The sequence below is a fragment of the Vibrio sp. 779(2023) genome (assembly GCF_033344285.1).
GTDB lineage: Bacteria > Pseudomonadota > Gammaproteobacteria > Enterobacterales > Vibrionaceae > Vibrio > Vibrio alginolyticus.
In genome coordinates, this window is the sequence record NZ_JAWPOM010000006.1 from 69217 (window position 1) to 89967 (window position 20751).

At 44.6% G+C, this 20751-nt stretch carries 18 protein-coding genes; 5 read left to right on the plus strand and 13 right to left on the minus strand.

The window, feature by feature from the left end; all coding sequences use genetic code 11:
• Positions 1 to 58: 58 nt before the first annotated feature.
• The 9 genes from R8O70_RS09930 to nrfB all read right to left on the minus strand — a co-directional run bounded on the left by R8O70_RS09930 (position 59) and on the right by nrfB (position 7770).
• The gene (locus R8O70_RS09930) at positions 59 to 1321 is read right to left on the minus strand and encodes an imelysin family protein (protein ID WP_213969738.1); all 1263 of its coding nucleotides are present in this window, start codon (positions 1319 to 1321) and stop codon (positions 59 to 61) included.
• A gap of 174 nt (positions 1322 to 1495) precedes the next feature.
• Positions 1496 to 2092 (minus strand): GTP cyclohydrolase II, encoded by a 597-nt coding sequence (locus tag R8O70_RS09935; RefSeq protein ID WP_025767283.1) that lies wholly within the window; start codon positions 2090 to 2092, stop codon positions 1496 to 1498.
• Between the two features lie 271 nt (positions 2093 to 2363).
• Positions 2364 to 2540 carry a hypothetical protein gene (locus R8O70_RS09940; RefSeq protein WP_064369100.1) on the minus strand — a complete coding sequence of 59 codons (177 nt, stop codon included), beginning with the start codon at positions 2538 to 2540 and terminating at the stop codon, positions 2364 to 2366.
• A 146-nt stretch (positions 2541 to 2686) separates the two neighbouring features.
• Positions 2687 to 3097 carry a heme lyase NrfEFG subunit NrfF gene (nrfF, locus tag R8O70_RS09945; RefSeq protein WP_017636119.1) on the minus strand — a complete coding sequence of 137 codons (411 nt, stop codon included), beginning with the start codon at positions 3095 to 3097 and terminating at the stop codon, positions 2687 to 2689.
• The gene (locus R8O70_RS09950; RefSeq protein ID WP_064368588.1) at positions 3084 to 3617 is read right to left on the minus strand and encodes a DsbE family thiol:disulfide interchange protein; all 534 of its coding nucleotides are present in this window, start codon (positions 3615 to 3617) and stop codon (positions 3084 to 3086) included. The genes nrfF and R8O70_RS09950 overlap by 14 nt, the downstream gene beginning before the upstream one ends.
• Positions 3595 to 5502, minus strand: coding sequence for a heme lyase CcmF/NrfE family subunit (locus R8O70_RS09955; protein WP_064368589.1), 1908 nt, complete (start codon positions 5500 to 5502; stop codon positions 3595 to 3597). The genes R8O70_RS09950 and R8O70_RS09955 overlap by 23 nt, the downstream gene beginning before the upstream one ends.
• A 9-nt stretch (positions 5503 to 5511) precedes the next feature.
• A complete protein-coding gene (gene nrfD, locus R8O70_RS09960) occupies positions 5512 to 6483 on the minus strand; it encodes a cytochrome c nitrite reductase subunit NrfD (protein ID WP_258624369.1) in 972 nt (323 codons plus the stop codon).
• A complete protein-coding gene (nrfC, locus tag R8O70_RS09965) occupies positions 6480 to 7166 on the minus strand; it encodes a cytochrome c nitrite reductase Fe-S protein (RefSeq protein WP_017636123.1) in 687 nt (228 codons plus the stop codon). Before nrfC ends, nrfD begins: the two co-directional genes overlap by 4 nt.
• A 1-nt stretch (position 7167) precedes the next feature.
• Positions 7168 to 7770: a cytochrome c nitrite reductase pentaheme subunit gene (gene nrfB / locus R8O70_RS09970; protein WP_054701239.1), complete on the minus strand. Its 603-nt coding sequence runs from the start codon at positions 7768 to 7770 to the stop codon at positions 7168 to 7170.
• Positions 7771 to 8220: 450 nt separating this feature from the next.
• On the opposite strand from nrfB, the gene nrfA reads away from it, so the two are divergent.
• The gene (nrfA, locus tag R8O70_RS09975; protein ID WP_085569792.1) at positions 8221 to 9648 is read left to right on the plus strand and encodes an ammonia-forming nitrite reductase cytochrome c552 subunit; all 1428 of its coding nucleotides are present in this window, start codon (positions 8221 to 8223) and stop codon (positions 9646 to 9648) included.
• A gap of 118 nt (positions 9649 to 9766) precedes the next feature.
• Here nrfA and R8O70_RS09980 read toward each other — a convergent pair whose 3' ends face one another.
• The 3 genes from R8O70_RS09980 to gyrA all read right to left on the minus strand — a co-directional run bounded on the left by R8O70_RS09980 (position 9767) and on the right by gyrA (position 13831).
• Positions 9767 to 10321 carry a hypothetical protein gene (locus R8O70_RS09980; protein WP_017636126.1) on the minus strand — a complete coding sequence of 185 codons (555 nt, stop codon included), beginning with the start codon at positions 10319 to 10321 and terminating at the stop codon, positions 9767 to 9769.
• Between the two features lie 42 nt (positions 10322 to 10363).
• Complete coding sequence (locus tag R8O70_RS09985) at positions 10364 to 10987, minus strand: tetratricopeptide repeat protein (protein ID WP_054701274.1); 624 nt, start codon at positions 10985 to 10987, stop codon at positions 10364 to 10366.
• Between the two features lie 123 nt (positions 10988 to 11110).
• Positions 11111 to 13831 carry a DNA topoisomerase (ATP-hydrolyzing) subunit A gene (gyrA, locus tag R8O70_RS09990; RefSeq protein ID WP_206959889.1) on the minus strand — a complete coding sequence of 907 codons (2721 nt, stop codon included), beginning with the start codon at positions 13829 to 13831 and terminating at the stop codon, positions 11111 to 11113.
• Between the two features lie 475 nt (positions 13832 to 14306).
• Between gyrA and ubiG the strand changes: the two genes are divergently transcribed.
• From ubiG to yfaE, 4 genes are all read left to right on the plus strand, one after another.
• Positions 14307 to 15014, plus strand: a complete 708-nt coding sequence (ubiG, locus tag R8O70_RS09995; RefSeq protein ID WP_017636129.1) for a bifunctional 2-polyprenyl-6-hydroxyphenol methylase/3-demethylubiquinol 3-O-methyltransferase UbiG — start codon at positions 14307 to 14309, stop codon at positions 15012 to 15014.
• Between the two features lie 501 nt (positions 15015 to 15515).
• Positions 15516 to 17798 (plus strand): class 1a ribonucleoside-diphosphate reductase subunit alpha, encoded by a 2283-nt coding sequence (gene nrdA, locus R8O70_RS10000; RefSeq protein ID WP_005376819.1) that lies wholly within the window; start codon positions 15516 to 15518, stop codon positions 17796 to 17798.
• A gap of 83 nt (positions 17799 to 17881) precedes the next feature.
• Positions 17882 to 19015, plus strand: coding sequence for a class Ia ribonucleoside-diphosphate reductase subunit beta (gene nrdB / locus R8O70_RS10005; protein WP_005376818.1), 1134 nt, complete (start codon positions 17882 to 17884; stop codon positions 19013 to 19015).
• On the plus strand, positions 19015 to 19296 hold the full coding sequence (gene yfaE / locus R8O70_RS10010) for a class I ribonucleotide reductase maintenance protein YfaE (RefSeq protein WP_005376817.1): 282 nt from the start codon (positions 19015 to 19017) through the stop codon (positions 19294 to 19296). Before nrdB ends, yfaE begins: the two co-directional genes overlap by 1 nt.
• A 96-nt stretch (positions 19297 to 19392) precedes the next feature.
• On the opposite strand, the gene R8O70_RS10015 is transcribed toward yfaE, so the two are convergent.
• Positions 19393 to 20625, minus strand: a complete 1233-nt coding sequence (locus R8O70_RS10015) for a CinA family nicotinamide mononucleotide deamidase-related protein (protein WP_318184165.1) — start codon at positions 20623 to 20625, stop codon at positions 19393 to 19395.
• Between the last annotated feature and the right edge of the window lie 126 nt (positions 20626 to 20751).

Below are 20751 nucleotides of genomic sequence, written 5' to 3' on the forward strand. Positions count from 1 at the left end.
AACGAGCTCAAACGTCAAAAGGGCTCACAAAGAGCCCTTATTTATTATGGTTTTCTTATTAAAACTCGTGGTCAGCAGTATCAGGGCTTAGGCTGTCGATGCCGACAATGCTTGCCGCACGCTCAATCGCACCGGTTTGTGCTACCAACGACATGATGGTGTCGTTTACTAGCGCGTTGCCTTGTGCGTTACCCGCTGCAATAAGTTGGTCAAAGTGCTGGTTGTTCTTCTCTGCAGAAGTCACTAGCTCACCAACTTGGCTACGTGTTGTATCAAACTGCTTTTGAATTTCGGTCGCGGCTTTCTTGTCTTTTTGAGCAACAAGGTCAGCGATACTTGGACCAGATAGCGCTTTGCCGTTTACACCTTTGTATGTACCTGTGTAAACGTTGTAGATGCCTTGCTCATTGTAGTAGTGAGAGTTGTGCGTGTTGTCTGAGAAACAATCGTGTTCGTCTTCAGTCGAGTTTGCCTCTAGTGCCACCTTCATGCGCTCACCCGCTAGCTCACCTAGAGAAAGAGAACCCATGCCGAATAGCATCTTACGTAGACCATTCTCAGCAGATTCATTTAGTAGCTCTTCACGGTAGTTGCCTTTCACTTCTGCGGACCACTGCTTTTCCATCCACTCAAGGTCTTGAACCAGTAGATCAGCGGCCGCTTTTAGGTACTCACCACGACGATCACAATGACCATTCGTACACTCAGAACCGACAACGAAATCAGTGTAAGCACGTTGACCTGCACCCGCGTTAGTGCCGTTTAGGTCTTGACCCCAAAGCAAGAATTCAATCGCGTGGTAACCTGATGCAACGTTTGCCTCAGAACCGCCTACTTCGTTTAGATCCGCTAGCAATTCTGGAGTGATTTTTGAAACGTCCAGTTTAGAAGCACCGATCTGTAGGCTAGTGTTCGCGATGATGTTGGCAGCAGCGCCCTCGTTACCCAATTCGTATTGGTAATCAGCCGCTACGTAGTCAATCAAACCTTCATCAAGTGGCCATGCGTTCAGCTGACCTTCCCAATCGTCAACAATCGCGTTACCAAAACGGAAAACTTCAGACTGTTGGTAAGGCACGCGAGAATCTAGCCAAGCTTGTTTTACTTCTTCAAGCTTTTTCGCTGATGGTGATTTTAGAAATTCGTCGATTTTTACGTCAAGCGCCTTCGCTGTTGTTACTGAATCAGCAAACACAGCATGGGCAACGTCCGCGTAATGTTCGACTACTTGTTGTTTAGTTACTGTGGCAGCAACGGTAGAACCACTGGCAATGAGGAGTGATGCAGCAATAGATTGGACTAAAACTTTTTTTGCATTCATCTGAAGCATCCTTGTTGAGCTTTTCAATTATCGTATTGGTAGTGCTAATTATTCTTATTTGCACTTTAGTCTCGAGATAATACAAATTTACAATTTATTTGCAACTCCAGATACAAAAAAACCTCATAAAAATGAGGTTTTTCACAGGCTTTATTGTCAGTTTTATCTTTAGGATTAAACCTTTAGGTCATGTTTTCCGTGAGAGACTTTTGCCTTCAGATAATTTTCGTTGCCATCTTTGATATGTGCAGAGGTATTGACAACCTCGCCAATTTCAATTCCGTACTCAGATAACTCACGAATTTTCTTAGGGTTGTTCGTCACGAGGCGGATCTTATTCACGCCTAAAGCTTCTAGCATTTGTGCTGCTTCTGTGAAATCACGCAGGTCATCATCAAAGCCCAAATGGTTGTTAGCTTCGTACGTGTTCATGCCCTGGCTTTGTAAGCGGTATGCATCGATCTTATTGTACAAGCCAATACCACGACCTTCCTGACGGAGATACAAGATGATACCACCGGACTCGCCCATGCGATTGATCGTCTCTTCTAGTTGCTCACCACAGTCACAGCGTGAAGAGTGGAACACATCGCCTGTCAAACACTCAGAGTGCATACGAACTAAAGGCATGTCCTGAGTTTGGTCCGCTTGTTTAAAGATAATAGCAACATGCTCTTTGTCTGTCTTCAGACCATGGAAAGACAGAATTTCGGCATCAATGTTACTTTTTGCCCCGACTTTAAAATCTACTCTGGCACGTACTTCCGCCATATCTATACTCACTCGATTTATTGCTTGATGCGCTTGATGCGTTTTCGTTATTGCATTCATGGGATTTACTCGTTGCTCTTCAACTATGGGGACTGATACCGCATTTTGCAATATAGAGATCACAATTGAGGGCAGTTATCCACTCAAGACAGCAAAAGAGAACCACTCTCCAACTGAACAATTGTTATATTATAACAATTTAAAAAAACTACAATAAAAAACCCCAGACAAATTTTGTCTGGGGTTTCAAGAAGGTCGTTTGGTCTATCTTTTAATGGGTCTGACTGCGCTTCCAAACGGCGAGTTCAATCCAAACTGCTTCGAGTTCTTGGATTTCCTCGTCGGTCAACACGGCGAGCGTTGAAGTAGCTTGAGGCAGGTTCGGTGATTGCAATGCACGAATCTGCGAATAGAAGTCTTTTTTAAGTTGTAATATAACTGAATCCACTGCGTGCACCTATTTCGTTCTTTTATTACTTATCCAGCTCAAAATTTTTATTTTCTTTATACTGGAAACTTCATAAATTCGGAAAAATGATAACATTCTGCTTGTTAAGTGCACAATTTATTTTTAATAGTGGAATAACGGTCACATTAATTACGCTTCACCATTCGGATCGAATATAAGACAAAAAAGATCAAAAATAGCACAGGAAAGATCCACAACAGCGCCGTGGAATAATTTAATGGTGGTTGATACAGAACAATATTCCCATAACGAGCAACTAGATAGTCCTTTATTTCTTGATCTGAGCTGCCTTCATTGGCCATCGTATACACTTTCAACCTCAGGTCTTTGGCCGCCTGTGCATTAGACTCGACAAGGTTTTGGTTTTGACACTGCGGGCAGCGTAATGTCTTGGCTAGCGAGGTTGCACGCTGTTGCACTTCAACAGAATGAAACTCAAACAGATCAACATTCTGTTCTAAATCCGCACTTATCGTGAAAGGAGAAAATAGTATAAATAGGATTAAAGTGAGGAGAAGATTATTAAATCGAAACATTCAAGTATCCTGAAAATATATCGTTCCATTTATCTGCCGTTAGCTCTCCACGATATTTGATCAATATACGACCATTTGGATCAATCAAGTAAGTTTCCGGCGTTCCGATAACACCTAGCTCCACAGCGAGCTTTCCATTAGGGTCACTAATTACTTCAATATATGGATTTCGTTTAGAGCTCAAATATTCACGAGCGGCTTGTTTTTGATCTCTATAATTCAGCCCAATAATAGGCACACCAAGTTCTGCTAACTGCAATAACTTTTCATGCTCTCGCTTGCATACCCCACACCAAGATGCCCAAACATTCAATAATTTATATCCGTCGCTTTTGAACAGCTGCTCAGAAACCATGTCATCAGAGATCAGAGAAGTAGAGCGAAAATTAGGTGTCTCTAAATTTCGTTGTGGGGACAATTCAACATGCGGTCGCTCAGACAAGGCCATCGCAGTTACTACAGTAAACACGGCAACAGCCAAAACGAGACCTGCGAGTTTAAGCGTATTTCTCGATCGCATTGATAGCCTCTCTCTTTTTCTTTAGGCCGGTTAACAGCGCACCAAACACAGCTAATAACCCACCAGACCATATCCACCAAATACCTGCTCGGTACTGAACTTTAATCGCATAAGCATGAGTGTCGACTTTGTCACCCAATGTCACGTAATAATCGCCATGCCATAGTGAACGAATCGCAGGCTCGGTCATATTCATCACTCGCACAGGGTAATGGCGCTTTTGCGGGTTGAAATTGAACATGCGGCCATCTTCCAAGTGCAAGGTGATCTGTCCTTGTTCAGCGGTGTAGTTTGGCCCCACCAGCCATTCGATACCATGATAATCGATAGTGATCCCCGCCCTTTGTTGAGAACTGCCGGGTTCGACACGTAAATTGTGTTCATATGAGTAGTGACTGTTGAATACAGCTCCACTCACCGCCAGCGCAAAACCGATATGTGCCATCACGATTGGCATGAGTTTGCGCTTATTGGAACAACGAAACAGCATAACGAGATGCGCCACAATCACCCAAGTAGCCAACGTTATGGTTAGCAATACTTCGAAATGCAGTGCGTGCACTAAGAAGATAAACCCGATCCCAGAGACAAGAGATAACGCAATACTGATCGCAATATCAGCGCTTACACTCGGCACTGTGCCTTTTGTCCATTTCAGCAGCGGCATGAAAGCTAGGGCAATCAGAGCCAGTATGCTTAATGGGAAGATCAGACTATTAAAATAAGGTGCGCCAACTGAAATGTTTCCTAAACCGAGCAGTTGATAAACCATCGGATAAAAAGTGCCAAGAAAAACGATAGCAGTCGCAATAACCAGCAGCCCTTTTGCGATGTAAGCAGTGTAAGCTCGGCTCGCTAGAGATTGAAGTTTGAAGCGAGGGAGTTGTTCTCCTCGCAAAATCAATACGCCAAAAGTGATGATGACAAGCAAGCTCAATACACCAAGCAGCACCAAACCTTTAGTTGGGTCCACCGCAAAAGCGTGCACTGAAGTCAGCACGCCAGAGCGCACCACGAATGTCCCTAAAATGCTTAGGTTGAACGCAGCAAACGCCAGTGCATAGGTGCTCCAAATTGCGCCTCTGTTACGTGTTGCGACAACACCGCTGTGCAACAAAGCAGTACCAGTAAGCCAAGGGAGTAGAGAAGCGTTCTCCACAGGGTCCCAAAACCACCAGCCGCCCCACCCTAGCTCATTGTACGCCCACCATGATCCCACCAAGATACCCAACGTGAGCGTTCCCCATGCAAAAAACGCTGCGCTTCGAGCAACCACATACCAATCGCTCATCGGTTGTTTACCCAATAGCGCTGCTAATGCAAAAGCTAATATTGCTGCGTAACCGACATAACCGAGATAAAGCAATGGTGGATGAATGATAAGCCCAACATCTTGCAACATTGGGTTTAGATCTCGTCCTTCCGACGCCAATACTTGGGCATACTCGAACGGGTTAGAGGTCATTAACGTGAACCAAGCAAATGTCGCAATAAGAACGTTCATGATTCCTAAACAGTCACAAGTATATTGGGCGTTGAGCGGTGACTTAAATGCAATAAACGACGCCCATAAACTCAAGGTGACGACCCAAAACAACATGGAGCCTTGGTGCCCACCCCAAGCGGCAGCAATTTTGAACGCCACGGGAAGTTGACTGTTGGAATGCGTAACAACATATTCCAACGTGAAGTTGTCTTGCACGAAGCAGACGATCAGAAGTGCTAAACAAATGATGGAAGCTAAGCTAATGATGTGGGACATCGCGACTTGATGCGGCAATGTCGCCTTCTTACCCATAGCACGACGTAGCCAATGCAGCAACGATGCACAAGTCGATGTTACAGCCACCAATATCAGTAAGAAGAACCCTAGCTCAGCTTCCATTTATCCCCCTTACACTACGGTCATTTGACCGGCATAGAGAATGAAAGTACGCAGCATAAGTACGCCAACCAAGCTCAACGTCGTGACCACAAAAACGTAACTGCCTTTGTGGCGCACTTCAGAAGGCGTCAACCAATTGAGAGTCAAAGGCGTAATCATGCCGATGAACACTACCCCAACCCAGAACCATTGAGCCCAGAATCCACTCGAAATTGCATTCCAAGCCGCGACTTCGTTCTGACCACCGCTGAAGATCAATCCAGTAAAGAAGGTCACTAAGACAAACAACTCAAACAACACTACTGGGCGTTCAAATCCGTGCACCCAAGATACACTTGGGCTGCTGGTCGACTCTTTAAACACCAAGATGCCGAACATCAAGCATGCCGCTGCGCCCGAGGACAAACTAGAGAACAGGAACAAGATTGGCAGTACTGGATTGTTTAGCATTGGATAAGTCTTCAACGCAGACAATAGAAAGCCAGTGTACGCTGCAAGTACGACGGCTAAGAAGCCCAAGAACAATTCAATGGCGTTGTTGGCTTTCCCCGCCTTAATCAAAATGCCATCGGCAAAATCCAGCAGTTTGCTTGGTAACTTCCCTTCACAGAAGCTGATGATTTGATGGCGGAAGATAACGCCAATCCAAACAAACAACACGATCATGTACACTTGGAACAAGATCACGCCCATCGACATCACAGACGTTGGGTTGTAGTAGATCATGATCTTCCAAAACTCTAAAGGCTTGGTTAAATGGAAAATCAAAATTACCAACCCAGCAATGATGCCAAATGGTGCGAGCCAAGCCATCGCTTTCATGATGCCGTTTTTTGCGGGATCACCTTCAATCACTTTGCGTTTTAAATAGATTGAAATCATCACCGCACCCGCTGACATCCCAGCAAGGAATAAGTAAATCGCGATGATCCAATCCCAGACTAACGAGTCAAAGTGGAATGCACTTTCGAAGCCGTTCATGATGACACCTCCCCTTTGCTATGCGGAATTTTGTACAGTTTAGGTTGCGTACCTAAATGCGATTTATCGCGATAGACAACATGGCTTTCGATAGCTTTGCTCACCTCGCTAGTTGGGTCATTCAAATCACCAAAGATGAGTGCTTTTGTTGGGCAAGATTCCACGCAAGCTGGCTGCTTACCTTGCGCTAGGTTGGTATCACGGCAGAAGTTACATTTATCCGCAGAGTGATCGACTGGATTAAAGAAGCGCACTTGGTAAGGGCAAGCGGCAAGGCAATAACCACATCCGACACATTTCTCTTTGTGCACATCCACGATGCCGGTCGCTTCATCTTTGTATGCAGCGCCTGTTGGACAAACGTACACACATGGTGGGTTATCACAGTGCTGACAGGATTCGCGAGTAAACTGGTATTCCACATCTGGAAATTCGCCAATCGGTTCACTGCGATGAATTTTAAGTCGCGTTACGCCTTCAGGGACTTTATTTACTTCGCGACAAGCATCGGTACAAGCGGTACAGCCAATACAGGCATTTTCATCATGAACCATACCCATGCGTTTCGCTTGTTCACTGTTGCTGGCATAGAGAGAGGAGCTAACAACGGAAGTGCCTGCAACGCCTGTAGTTAAAATCAACGCGCCGCTGCCGGCTAAAAAGTTTCTTCTCGAACATTTCATGCTATCTCTCCTCTTCTTTGGTAAGTTCAGGTTCGACGGCAAATTCAGAGTGACAATCCACACACTGCTTGATCAGTTGTTTTCTGTCGTACGACAACGCTTTGGTTTTCGCTGCGTGTACATCGTGGCAATTTGAACAAGTGAGGTTTTTGGCGTGCACATCGTGCGTCCAGTGGCTTTCTCTCAGTTGTGTCGGTGCATGGCAATCCACACATCGGCTGTTGGCTTTAAGAATCATGCTTGGATCAAGGAACACTTTGTCGTGTACCTCTTTCGATTGCGCGGCAGAAAACTTAATCACATCAGGCGCGCCTTCACGGTGATCAGGGCCGATGTTGCTATGGCAGTTAGTGCAATTGAGTTGCTTACCTTGACTCAATAACGCTTGCGAATCATGCGATAGATTCAGAGTCTCTTTGGCGTCCTTATGACATTGAAGACACTTGTAGTCTCGGTCACGGATCAACTCGACTTGATGACGCTCAGCTTGAGCACCTTCAATCGGCTCTGAAGAAGTCGCGTGGGCGGCGATGGAGAAACCATAGATGGCAAAGATGAAGAGAAGTTTCAGCATTGTCTCTATGGTCAATTTTATATTGCCCATATTGTTCTTTCCTTAGCTCGATAATAATTGATAACTATTCTCAATTATTTATTTGAGCGACAATTAATTTCCTCTGAAGATATTTTTTAGATCTTCAAATGACATCAATTCTTATTTCGGAAAGCCACAACACTAAACCTATATTTATAATACCTCTATTATTCATAAGGGGTAGAAACACCTGCTCAAAAAGCGAACCAAATCACCCTATTTTTAAAAAGGTTAAGAACCCAAAGCATTGTAGAACAACGACTTAATAACTACCACTTTAGAGGTATATAAATTCAAACATGACTGAGATCACTGGTGTAAATTGATCTAAAACAAGACAAGATTCACTCACTATTTCATCTATCCAATTAAGCAATATTATTAATCGTAGATCTCCAGTTCTTATTTGGAATAGCTCCTCACAACGCTGCTAATAAAAACGAATATGGAGATAACACTGTGAGCATAAAACACTGGATGAGCGCACCTATTGCGGTTGCGACCTTATTCGCCAGCCAATTATTTTTGGTCGGCGCTCCGTTGGCGGCAGAAGAAAAAGGCCTCATCGATCCTCGTAACGATGTCTTTGAACAGAACCACCCTGATCAATACCATTCTTGGAAAGCAACATCCGAAAGTGAGCACATTGAAGATGCTCTAAGTGAAGACCCAAACATGGTTATCCTGTGGGCTGGTTATGGCTTCGCGAAAGACTACAACAAAGCGCGCGGTCACTTTTACGCAATTGATGATGTTCGTCAAACCTTACGTACCGGCGCACCGACTGATGAAAAATCCGGCCCTATGCCGATGGCGTGCTGGAGCTGTAAAAGCCCAGACGTTGCTCGCGTGATTGATGAACGTGGTGAAGACGGTTATTTCGAAGGTAAATGGGCACGCTTAGGCTCAGAAATCGTCAACCCTATCGGTTGTTCCGATTGCCACAACACAGGCTCTGAAGCCTTCAAGAAAGGCGAACCTGCGCTAGCACTGACTCGCCCATACGTCGAGCGTGCTTTTGATACTATTGGTAAAAACTTTGATGGACAGTCTCGCCTAGATAAGCAAGCATCGGTCTGCGCTCAATGTCACGTTGAATACTACTTCACCGGCCCAACTAAAGCGGTTAAATTCCCATGGGATATGGGCACCACCGTTAATGACATGGAGAAATACTACGACGCGTTGAATTTCAAAGATTGGACGCATGCCGTATCTAAAGCGCCGATGCTAAAAGCGCAACATCCAGGTTTCGAAACTTGGAGAGCGGGTATTCATGGTAAAAACAAAGTGGTGTGTGTGGACTGCCACATGCCTAAAGTGACCAAAGAAGACGGTACGGTGTACACAGACCACAAAGTGGGTAACCCATTTGATCGTTTTGAAGACACCTGTGCGCAATGCCATACCCAAACTAAAGAGCAGCTACAAGGCATCGTCTCGACTCGCAAAGCGCAAGTACTGAACATGAAGCTAACCGCCGAGAAGCAAATCGTAGCGGCACACTTTGAAGCAGGCGCAGCGTGGAAAGCAGGTGCAACAGAAGCAGAGATGGAACCTATCCTACAAGATATTCGCCATGCACAATGGCGTTGGGACTACGCGATTGCTTCTCACGGTGTTCACATGCATGCTCCTGAGGTAGCACTTGAAGTACTAGGTACTGCAGTTGACCGCGCTGCTGACGCCCGTACCAAATTGGTTCGTTTACTGGCAACCAAAGGCATTACTGACCCTGTTCAAATTCCAGATATCTCGACCAAAGCGAAAGCACAACAAGCACTAGGCATGGATATGGATAAGATGAACGCAGACAAGAAACACTTCCTAGAAACAGTAGCGCCAGAGTGGGATAAAGCAGCAGCTGAACGCGAAGCCACGTATTAGTCTAACTGGCAACGGTTAACTTATAGATACAACAAGGGGCGTACTGAACGCCCCTTTTCTTTCTTTATTATCTTTATCTCTTCATCCTGATTCTATCGAGAGACAAAAATCGAATGTACTAGCGACGAGGAAGCCTAGGTCTAGGTTGAATATTTGGACGTGCTTTAGGTATCTGCACATTTGGACGAGCAACTGGACGCTGGATCTTCGTTTCCGGTAATGCTTTTCTTTGTTGAACCTTTTCTTTCACCGCCTTGCCTTGTAAAGTCGCTGGTTCAATATGCTCCGGACGATTCTCCCATTGGGTTCGAATCTCTTGCTTTTGCTCGTCAGGCAGTGATTGCCAATGATCGTCAAGTTGGCGTTTCATGTTATCGATATTGGCGGACATATCGTCGTCTTTCCAATCTTCGATTTTGTCTTTGATGGATTGCTGTTGGTCTTCATCTAAACCATTCCACCACTCTTCCAGTTTCTCTTTGTATTCATCGTCGTTATCGCAACAGCCCGGATAGTAATAAATCCAGTAGTCGTCATGATCGTACCACCACGGGTCGTAGTAACCCGATGAATAATAAACCGTAGAGGAAGAGCCAGAATGATCGGAAGAGCTACAACCCGCCAGCACAGAGCCGCACAGCAAAACCAATATGCTTAGTGCTTTATTTTTCATTCGTTGCCCACCTTTCCCTCTATTGCTTGTTAAATTGTACGCTTACAACAGCTCTTTTGCTTTGTTAATAGAGTTAATGATTTGCACCCTATCTAAATTTGGATCATTAGAATCTAATAATAGTACCCAGGCATCAATCGCTTCCTGAAATCGGAATGACAGAAAATGATCATTTGCGATCAAAGACAAAGCGGCTTCATTGTGCGGTTCTATCTGCAAAGCTTGCTCCAAAAGCAAGCTAACTTCTTGCGTCATTGATTGCTGGTGAATGTAGTACAAGGTCGTCGCTTTTGCGGCAAGTTGCGTGGCACTGACTGGCTCAGTCAGTTGGATCGCGTAATCAAAACAAATCAGCGCGCCATCAAATTCCCCCTCTAGCAGGTAGCCCTGCCCGAGTTGGAACCACAATTCAGCGTTGTTCGGGTCTTCACGCAACTGGTCTTGAATCTCTTTCATGATGTCACGAGCAGTCATCATTCGTGACATTTCCGCTTGTATTGGTTTAGGCGGAGTTTGATGCAGCAATAAGAAACTGGCACTCGTCACGACAAGTACTAACAGGCAAAAACCAAACCATTGAGCAGGTTTAACTTTTGATGCACTCAGTGATAAGAGTACGATAAACAACCCCATTAGAGTGATGGCAGCGAAAAACCAAACAGACATAACACGTCCCATAAACAAAGATAACGTCAGTGTACGCATTTCTTACTTTAAATGCGTTGATACAGATACAAAAAAGCCGAGCAACTAAGGCTCGGCTTTTCATATCAGGATAACGATGTAAGATTACTCTTCGTTACCTTCCTCTGCATCATCAGCAGCTGGAGCTTCTGAAGCGTCTTGCTGCGTATTTTCGCCTGTTGACTCTAACGCTTCTGCATCTTCATCAGTAGGCAGCTCTTCATCATCAACTTCTTCAATACGTTGCAAACCAACAACTGATTCATCTTCCGCAGTACGGATAAGCGTTACACCTTGTGTGTTACGACCAACCTGGCTAACTTCACCCACACGAGTACGTACTAACGTGCCAGCGTCGGTGATCATCATCATTTCATCACCTTCAACAACCTGGATAGCACCAACTACCGGGCCATTTCGCTCAGAAACTTTGATAGAAACTACACCTTGAGTGCCACGACCTTTTGTCGGGTACTCGCTAAGTGCTGTACGTTTACCATAACCGTTTTCTGTAACCGTTAGGATGTCGCCTTCGTGCGAAGGAACAATAAGTGATACAACTTGGTCATTTTCAGCCAGTTTCATACCACGAACACCAGAGGCGGTACGACCCATAGGACGAACACCTTTAAACTTGATCTCTGGCTGACCATTCTCATCAAGAACTGGTTTACCATTTTCATCAAGTACTGGAATCTCTTCTGCTTCTTTAAAGCGAACCACTTTCCCCGCTTTAGAGAACAGCATGATTTCGTTTTCGCCGTTAGTGATATCCACACCGATTAACGAATCGTCTTCACGTAGGTTCACAGCGATTAGGCCGTTTGAACGTACGTTTGCAAACTGGTTCAACGGCGTTTTCTTAACCGTACCGTCACCTGTTGCCATGAAGATGAATTTGTCTTCAGAGAATTCATCAACACGTAGAATCGCGGTAATGCGCTCACCTTCTTCTAATGGAAGGATGTTCACAATTGGCTTACCACGCGCAGTACGGCTCGCTAGAGGCAATTGGTAAACTTTCAGGCGGTATGTCTTACCACGAGTAGAGAAACACAAGATGTTATCGTGGGTATTCGCCACTAGAAGACGCTCGATATGGTCTTCATCTTTCATCTTAGTCGCACTCTTACCTTTACCACCACGGCGCTGTGACTCGTAGTCGCTCAGTACTTGGTACTTAACGTAACCACCGTGAGATAGAGTAACCACAACGTCTTCACGTGCGATCAGCTCTTCCATGTCAATATCATGGCTCGCAGCTGTGATTTCTGTACGACGAGCGTCACCAAAGCCGTCACGAACCGCTTCAAGTTCTTCACGGATCACTTCCATCAAACGCTCAGTGCTCGCAAGGATATGCATGAGTTCAGCGATTTCTTCTAGAAGTGTTTTGTATTCGCCAAGAATCTTCTCGTGTTCTAGACCTGTTAGTTTATGTAAACGTAGATCTAGGATAGCTTGTGCTTGTTGCTCAGTCAGGAAGTACTGACCATCACGAATACCATATTCAGGCTCTAGCCATTCAGGGCGCGCAGCATCTGTACCAGCACGCTCTAGCATTGCTGAAACGTTGCCTAAATCCCAACCACGAGCGATAAGACCCGCTTTTGCTTCAGCCGGTGTAGGTGCCTTACGGATAAGCTCAATGATTTCATCAATGTTAGCAAGCGCTAGAGCTAAACCTTCAAGGATATGAGCACGTTCACGCGCTTTACGCAGTTCGAAGATAGTACGACGTGTCACAACTTCACGACGGTGATCAACGAAGCACTTCAGCATATCTTTTAGGTTGAATAGCTGTGGCTGGCCATTGTTTAGGGCCACCATGTTGATACCGAAAGTGGTTTGCAGCTGAGTCTGAGCGTAAAGGTTGTTTAGAACTACTTCGCCCACAGCATCGCGCTTACACTCAATAACAATGCGCATACCGTCTTTATCTGACTCGTCGCGCAGTGCACTGATGCCTTCTACTTTCTTATCTTTAACTAGCTCAGCGATCTTTTCGATCAAGCGAGCTTTGTTCACCTGGTAAGGAATTTCAGTGACGATAATGGTCTCTTTACCATTCTTCTCCACTTCGATGTCCGCTTTCGAACGCATGTAGATTTTGCCACGACCTGTTTTGTACGCGTCTACAATGCCTTTACGACCGCTGATAAGCGCCGCCGTTGGGAAATCAGGACCAGGAATGTAATCCATTAGTTCATCAATAGTGATTTCTTCATTATTGATGTATGCAAGACAGCCATCAATCACTTCGCCAAGGTTATGAGGCGGGATGTTGGTTGCCATACCTACTGCGATACCAGAAGCACCGTTAACCAATAGGTTTGGAATTTTAGTTGGAAGAACCGCTGGGATCTGCTCAGTACCGTCGTAGTTTGGTACGTAGTCTACGGTTTCTTTGTCTAGGTCAGCCAATAGTTCATGGGCAATTTTTGCCATTCGAACTTCGGTGTAACGCATTGCCGCAGCAGAGTCGCCATCGATCGAGCCAAAGTTACCTTGACCATCGACCAGCATGTAACGAAGCGAGAACGGCTGAGCCATACGTACGATTGTGTCGTACACAGCAATATCACCATGTGGGTGATATTTACCGATTACGTCGCCGACAACACGGGCTGATTTTTTATATGGTTTGTTCCAATCGTTGCCTAGTACGTTCATCGCGAATAAAACGCGGCGGTGTACTGGTTTTAGGCCATCACGCACATCTGGAAGAGCACGACCCACGATGACTGACATCGCATAGTCTAGGTATGAACCTCTAAGCTCATCTTCAATGTTTACGGGCGTGATCTCTTTAGCTAAATCGCTCATAGAGCCATTATCCCTCTATTATCTGATCGTAATTACGATACGTGTAAGGTGCAAAAATATAACACACAATTCATCACTTCGGCATCACTTTCCCTCTCCTTTTATCAGGTTGTGAGCTTGGTTATGAATCAAATGTCGAGAATTTGCACACTCATCCCATATCTTTCTGATTAGTGGTTACATTTCGGTCAATATTGAGCAAAATCGGACCCTTTACGCGGAAAAGCGAGGTAAATTCCTTTAACCACACAACGCGAAAATGCAGGTTTTAGAGTTATTATCACTGGCACCAGTTCAAGGATGAACCAAAAACAATAGTTAGCGCTTTACAAATTACAGGCACCTGTCTCGATTGCCGCGCCAGTGAACTCTGTCATTGTCCCTTAACTAAGCACATCGAGGTTGTTTGGGTGTAAAACGTTGGAGTATACTGGCGCCCTCTAAAGGACTCAGATTGAATGCAATAAAACCAATTATGACTAAAGCACAAAACGTCGACCCAAGTGAAATTAAGAAATTCGAGGACATGGCTTCTCGATGGTGGGATTTAGAAGGCGAGTTTAAGCCGCTTCATCAAATTAACCCACTTCGTTTGAACTATGTACTTGAAAAAGCAAATGGCTTGTTTGGCAAGCGAACACTTGATGTCGGCTGTGGTGGTGGCATTCTTGCTGAAAGCATGGCAAAAGAAGGCGCTATTGTGACGGGGCTTGATATGGGTAAAGAACCATTAGAAGTCGCGCGACTACATGCATTAGAAACAGGCACTCAACTGACCTACATTCAGAGCACAATAGAAGACCACGCTATAGAAAACGCAGGAACTTACGATGTCGTGACTTGTATGGAGATGCTTGAACACGTTCCAGATCCTCTCTCCGTTATCCGCTCTTGTGCTGCGCTAGTCAAACCCGGTGGTCACGTGTTTTTCTCAACTTTGAACCGAAACATTAAGTCGTACTTATTTGCTATTGTCGGTGCTGAGAAGCTTCTTAAGATTGTTCCTGAAGGCACTCATGAGCACGATAAGTTTATCAAGCCAGCCGAAATGATGAAGATGATAGACCAAACTGACCTGACGGAAATGGGCATTACTGGGCTTCATTACAACCCTCTAAATGATAGCTACAAACTCGGTCGTAATGTAGATGTAAACTACATCGTTCATACTAAAAAATACTGAACGCTATTAAGTTAAAAAATGAGTTTTGTGATTGACATTTTTTAAAGAAAATGAATCGGAAGCGGTAGCACAAAGTTGCCGCTTTTTTTGTCTTTTTATGGCTAAAATTCGTGCTCTAGATTCCATTTTGACCAAGCCATTTTTCGTAGATAAAAACGGCCAAAGATCAAGGAAAATATTTTTGCATGCGGTTATTTCTAAACCGATCTCGAAACCGTACTTTTAACCATTCAAGTCTGCCCTTTTCTCATCGGTTAGTGTTCACTTACTGATTTTTTTCATTTTGTCAGTTATCCACAAGTCATCCCAAACCTGTACCTTGATAAATCAGTGTAATAGCACTATCTTGTAACCCGCAAACAAATGAACCCCTATATGTTGTGTTTAAGCGACAATATATAGATAGACTTTGATCACAAAGCCGCCGCAAGCTTTACTCATATTGCACATAAACAAACAAAAATACGGCTTTTATCAGTTTTCTTAGGGAAATAAAGCAGAATGAACCAACAACTTACCGTCACCAAGCGTGATGGCCGTAAAGAAAGTATCGATCTGGATAAAATCCACCGCGTTATCACTTGGGCTGCAGAAGGTCTAGATAATGTTTCGGTTTCTCAAGTAGAACTTCGCGCTCACATCCAGTTTTACGACGGCATCACAACGACAGATATTCACGAGACAATCATCAAGTCTGCGGCAGACCTGATCTCTGAAGAGACTCCGGATTACCAATACCTAGCTGCTCGCCTAGCGGTATTCCATCTGCGTAAAAAAGCGTATGGCCAATACGAGCCACCAACGCTTTATGATCACGTGTCTCGCCTCGTCGATATGGGTAAGTACGATCAACATATTCTAGAAGACTACACAAAAGCAGAACTCGACGAACTTGATGCGTACCTCGACCATAAACGCGACCTAAACTTCTCATACGCGGCAGTTAAGCAGCTAGAGGGTAAGTACTTCGTACAGAACCGTGTTACGGGCCAAATTTACGAAAGTGCTCAGTTCTTATACATCCTTGTAGCAGCGTGCTTATTTGCGAAATATCCAAAAGCGACGCGTCTTGATTACATCAAACGTTTCTACGATGCGACATCGACATTTAAGATTTCTCTACCTACGCCAATTATGTCTGGCGTGCGTACCCCTACTCGCCAGTTCAGCTCATGTGTTCTGATCGAGTGTGGCGATAGTCTTGATTCTATTAACGCAACAGCAAGCTCAATTGTTCGTTATGTATCTCAGCGCGCTGGTATTGGTATCAACGCAGGTCGTATCCGTGCATTAGGCTCAGAGATTCGCGGTGGTGAAGCATTCCACACTGGTTGTATTCCGTTCTACAAGTACTTCCAAACAGCAGTAAAATGTTGTTCACAAGGTGGTGTACGTGGTGGCGCAGCTACTGTGTTCTACCCAATGTGGCACGGTGAAGCACGCTCACTAATGGTACTTAAGAACAACCGTGGTGTTGAAGAAAACCGTGTTCGTCACATGGACTACGGTGTTCAGTTAAACAAACTGATGTACCAACGTTTAGTTGAAGGCGGCAATATTACGCTATTCTCACCATCTGATGTACCTGGTCTGTACGACGCATTCTTCGAAAACCAAGAAGAGTTTGAGCGTCTATACGTGAAGTACGAGAACGATCCTTCAATCAAGAAAGAAACGGTTAAAGCGATTGAAATGTTCACTCTGCTAATGCAAGAGCGTGCATCAACGGGTCGTATCTACATCCAGAACGTGGACCATTGTAATACTCACAGCCCATTTGATTCTGAAGTCGCTCCAGTTCGTCAGTCGAACCTATGTTTAGAAATCGCACTGCCAACGAAACCATTAACTAACGTTGAAGATGACTCAGGCGAGATCGCACTGTGTACGCTTTCTGCATTCAACTTAGGTGCTATCAAGTCTCTAGATGATTTCGAAGAGCTATCCGATCTTGTTGTTCGTGCGTTAGATGCACTGCTTGATTACCAAGATTACCCTCTACCAGCGGCATACAAATCGACTATGAACCGTCGTACGCTAGGTGTTGGTGTGATTAACTTTGCTTACTACTTAGCGAAGAATGGCGTGAAATACTCTGACGGTAGCGCGAACGGCCTAACTCACCGTACGTTCGAAGCAATGCAGTACTACCTATTGAAAGCATCTGTAGCACTGGCGAAAGAGCAAGGTAAGTGTCCTTCATTCGACGAGACGAACTACGCGAAAGGCTTACTGCCGATTGATACGTATAAGAAAGATATCGATCTAATTTGTGACGAAGCGCTGCACTACGACTGGGACAGCCTACGTAAAGAAATTATGGAGCACGGCCTACGTAACTCAACACTGACTGCACTAATGCCTTCTGAGACTTCTTCTCAGATTTCAAACGCAACTAACGGTATTGAGCCACCACGTGGTTACGTTTCAGTAAAAGCTTCGAAAGACGGTATCCTGAAGCAAGTTGTACCAGAGTTCACAGAACTTAAAGACAGCTATGAACTGCTTTGGAATATCGGTTCGAACGACGGTTATCTACACCTTGTGGGTATTATGCAGAAGTTTGTTGACCAAGCTATCTCTGCTAATACTAACTACGACCCGTCACGTTACGAGACTGGCAAGGTTCCAATGAAGAAACTACTTCAAGACCTGCTAACAGCGTATAAGTTTGGTGTGAAAACGCTTTACTACCACAACACTCGTGATGGCGCGAAAGATGAACAGAAAGACGCTGTTCAACCACAAGATGACGATTGTGCTGGCGGCGGTTGTAAGATTTAATCTTCCCGTACCTAGCGAACCCGTAAAGACAGACTATCGATAACCTCCCCCTTACGGGGAGGTTTAAAAGGAATTGAGGCATTATGGCTTACAGTACTTTTAACCAAAAAAAGAATGACCAATTGAAGGAACCAATGTTCCTAGGTCAATCAGTAAACGTTGCACGTTACGACCAACAAAAGTTTGAGATTTTCGAAAAACTTATCGAGAAACAACTTTCTTTCTTCTGGCGTCCAGAAGAAGTAGACGTATCTAGCGACCGTATCGATTACAACAAACTGCCAGATCACGAGAAGCACATCTTCATCTCTAACTTGAAGTACCAAACGCTTCTTGACTCTATCCAAGGCCGCAGCCCTAACGTGGCACTGCTGCCGCTTGTGTCTCTACCAGAACTAGAGACTTGGATTGAGACTTGGTCTTTCTCTGAAACGATTCACTCTCGTTCTTACACACACATTATTCGTAACATCGTGAACGACCCTGCTGTAGTGTTTGATGATATCGTTGAGAACGAGCACATTCTGAAGCGTGCAAAAGACATCGCGCACTACTACGACGATTTGATTCAAGCGACGAATGATTACCATCGCTATGGTGAAGGTGAGCATGTCCTTAACGGTGAAACGGTTAAGGTTAGTCTGTACGATCTTAAGAAGAAGCTGTACATCTGTCTGATGTCTGTTAACGCATTAGAAGCTATTCGTTTTTACGTAAGTTTCGCATGTTCTTTCGCTTTCGCAGAACGCGAACTAATGGAAGGTAACGCGAAAATCATCAAGCTGATCGCTCGTGACGAAGCACTTCACTTAAATGGCACGCAGCACATGATCAACCTGCTACGTAACGGTCAAGATGACTTCACTTTCATGCAAATCGCAGAAGAGGCAAAACAGGACTGTTTTGACCTATTCAAAGAAGCGGCTGAGCAAGAAAAAGAGTGGGCAGAGTATCTATTCAAAGATGGCTCTATGATCGGTCTAAACAAAGACATCCTAAGCCAATACGTTGAATACATCACAAATATTCGTATGCAAGCGGTAGGTCTACCAGCAGCGTATCCAGAAGCAACAACTAACCCAATTCCATGGATTAACGCTTGGTTGTCTTCAGATAACGTTCAAGTTGCGCCTCAAGAAGCAGAAATCTCTTCTTACCTTGTGGGTCAAATTGACAATGAAGTTCGCGCAGATGACTTCGAAGGATTCGAGCTGTAATGGCAACACTCAAAATCAACAAACTGATCAGCATTGAATCCAACCCTTCCAATACGATTTTGGAAACAATGGAGCAAGCTGGCCTATTACCAGAATACAACTGCCGTGATGGGCACTGCGGCGCCTGTCGCTGCAAATTGGAGTCTGGTGAAGTGGAGTATGTTGGTTTTGCCATGGCTTACACACAAAGTGATGAAATATTACCTTGTATCTGTAAAGCAAAATCAGATTTGTCACTTAGCGGCGTTAACTACGCGATGAAAGAAAAGCAGCGCGCATAACGTTGACTCGACGGTATAAAATGCAAAAGCCAAGGTAATCACCTTGGCTTTTTTGTCTCTGTGTTTTGTCTCTCAGACTACTGTATAGAGCTTTGGTTATAAAGCACTGCTCGGGAGGTGCATCTCTTTAACTTTCTCTAAAAATGCATAATGCACAAACATCGGTTTACGTTCTAGGTAGCGACGCAACAAGTCTAGTGCTGCCGTGCTGATCACTTTAACTTGATCATTGCGCTGATACTTTTTCGAGAGTTTATATAATGCTCCCCACTCGCCTGACGGTGTCGATAAAGCGACGGAAAAAACACCCTCTTCAATATGGCCAGTAACGAGTGATAAATCCGTCCCACACTTATCTCGCGTAGCGCCAGCCAGAGCAAACGTCTCTGCTAATGGATCTCCGCTGTTGGCCATCGCTTGAGTCAGGCTCGGTAGTATCCAACCATGCCCTAGTTGCTTTTCAGCGTTTTCATCGCCGTTTAGCCAGTACGTTAAGTATCCTCCGCTACTTTTTTCGGAGGTCGACACCGTTAGTCCTTTATCGACCAACAACTGGCCGACATTTTCAACCATAGGTAAGTCAATACTAACGGTATTACTCTCAAGGTGTTTATTAATTATCTGTACTAGTTTCAAACGCTGTTCAATCTGATCTGAAGGACCAAAAAGTTTCACTTCAATAAAAGGCAAGTAAGAGCGATACCCTAGCTCATAGCCTTGAGGAAGTTTTAGCTGATCTAGCTTATCTGAAATACCGGATTCAGATAGACCAAACGTGTAGATTCGACTACAACATGAACCTTGAACATCGGGAAACACTCTTCTCAGATCGGGAAGAATTTGCGTCTCTGCCATGAGCTTAAATTCACTTGGTACACCCGGTGTGAAATAAAAAATGGCATCATTAATCAGCATTTTGAAACCGCAAGCAGTGCCTATCGGGTTGTCCAATATCTCTGCCGTTTCTGGCAGCATTGCTTGCTTTAAATTACTGTCCGGCATAGGGATGCCACGTCGAGCATACAAACTTTCTAGATGCTGCAACCACTCTTTGAATAGCACCAGTTTACAATCGGCGGCTCTCGCGGCGGCGGCAGCACTCATGTCATCCGTTGTAGGGCCTAAACCACCATTAACAATAACCACATCGTTGTTAAAGCTGAGCATTAAAAACTCTTCAACCAAACTCGATAGGCTATCACCAACCGTTGAGCGCTTTGTTAAGCCAAATCCATGTTGATAAAACAGGCTAGACAACCATGCCGCATTAGTATCAACAATATCACCGTGGAGGACTTCCTCACCAGTACTAAGCATTGCTATTTTCACAACTGACTCCTGAACGTAAGCACAATCCTATTTTCGTTATAGCGCTTATTTTTCTTTTTATTTGGACAAATATCGCCGAGGTTTGTTGGGACTAAATAAGGGTCAAGTGTTTAAATGATTGATGTT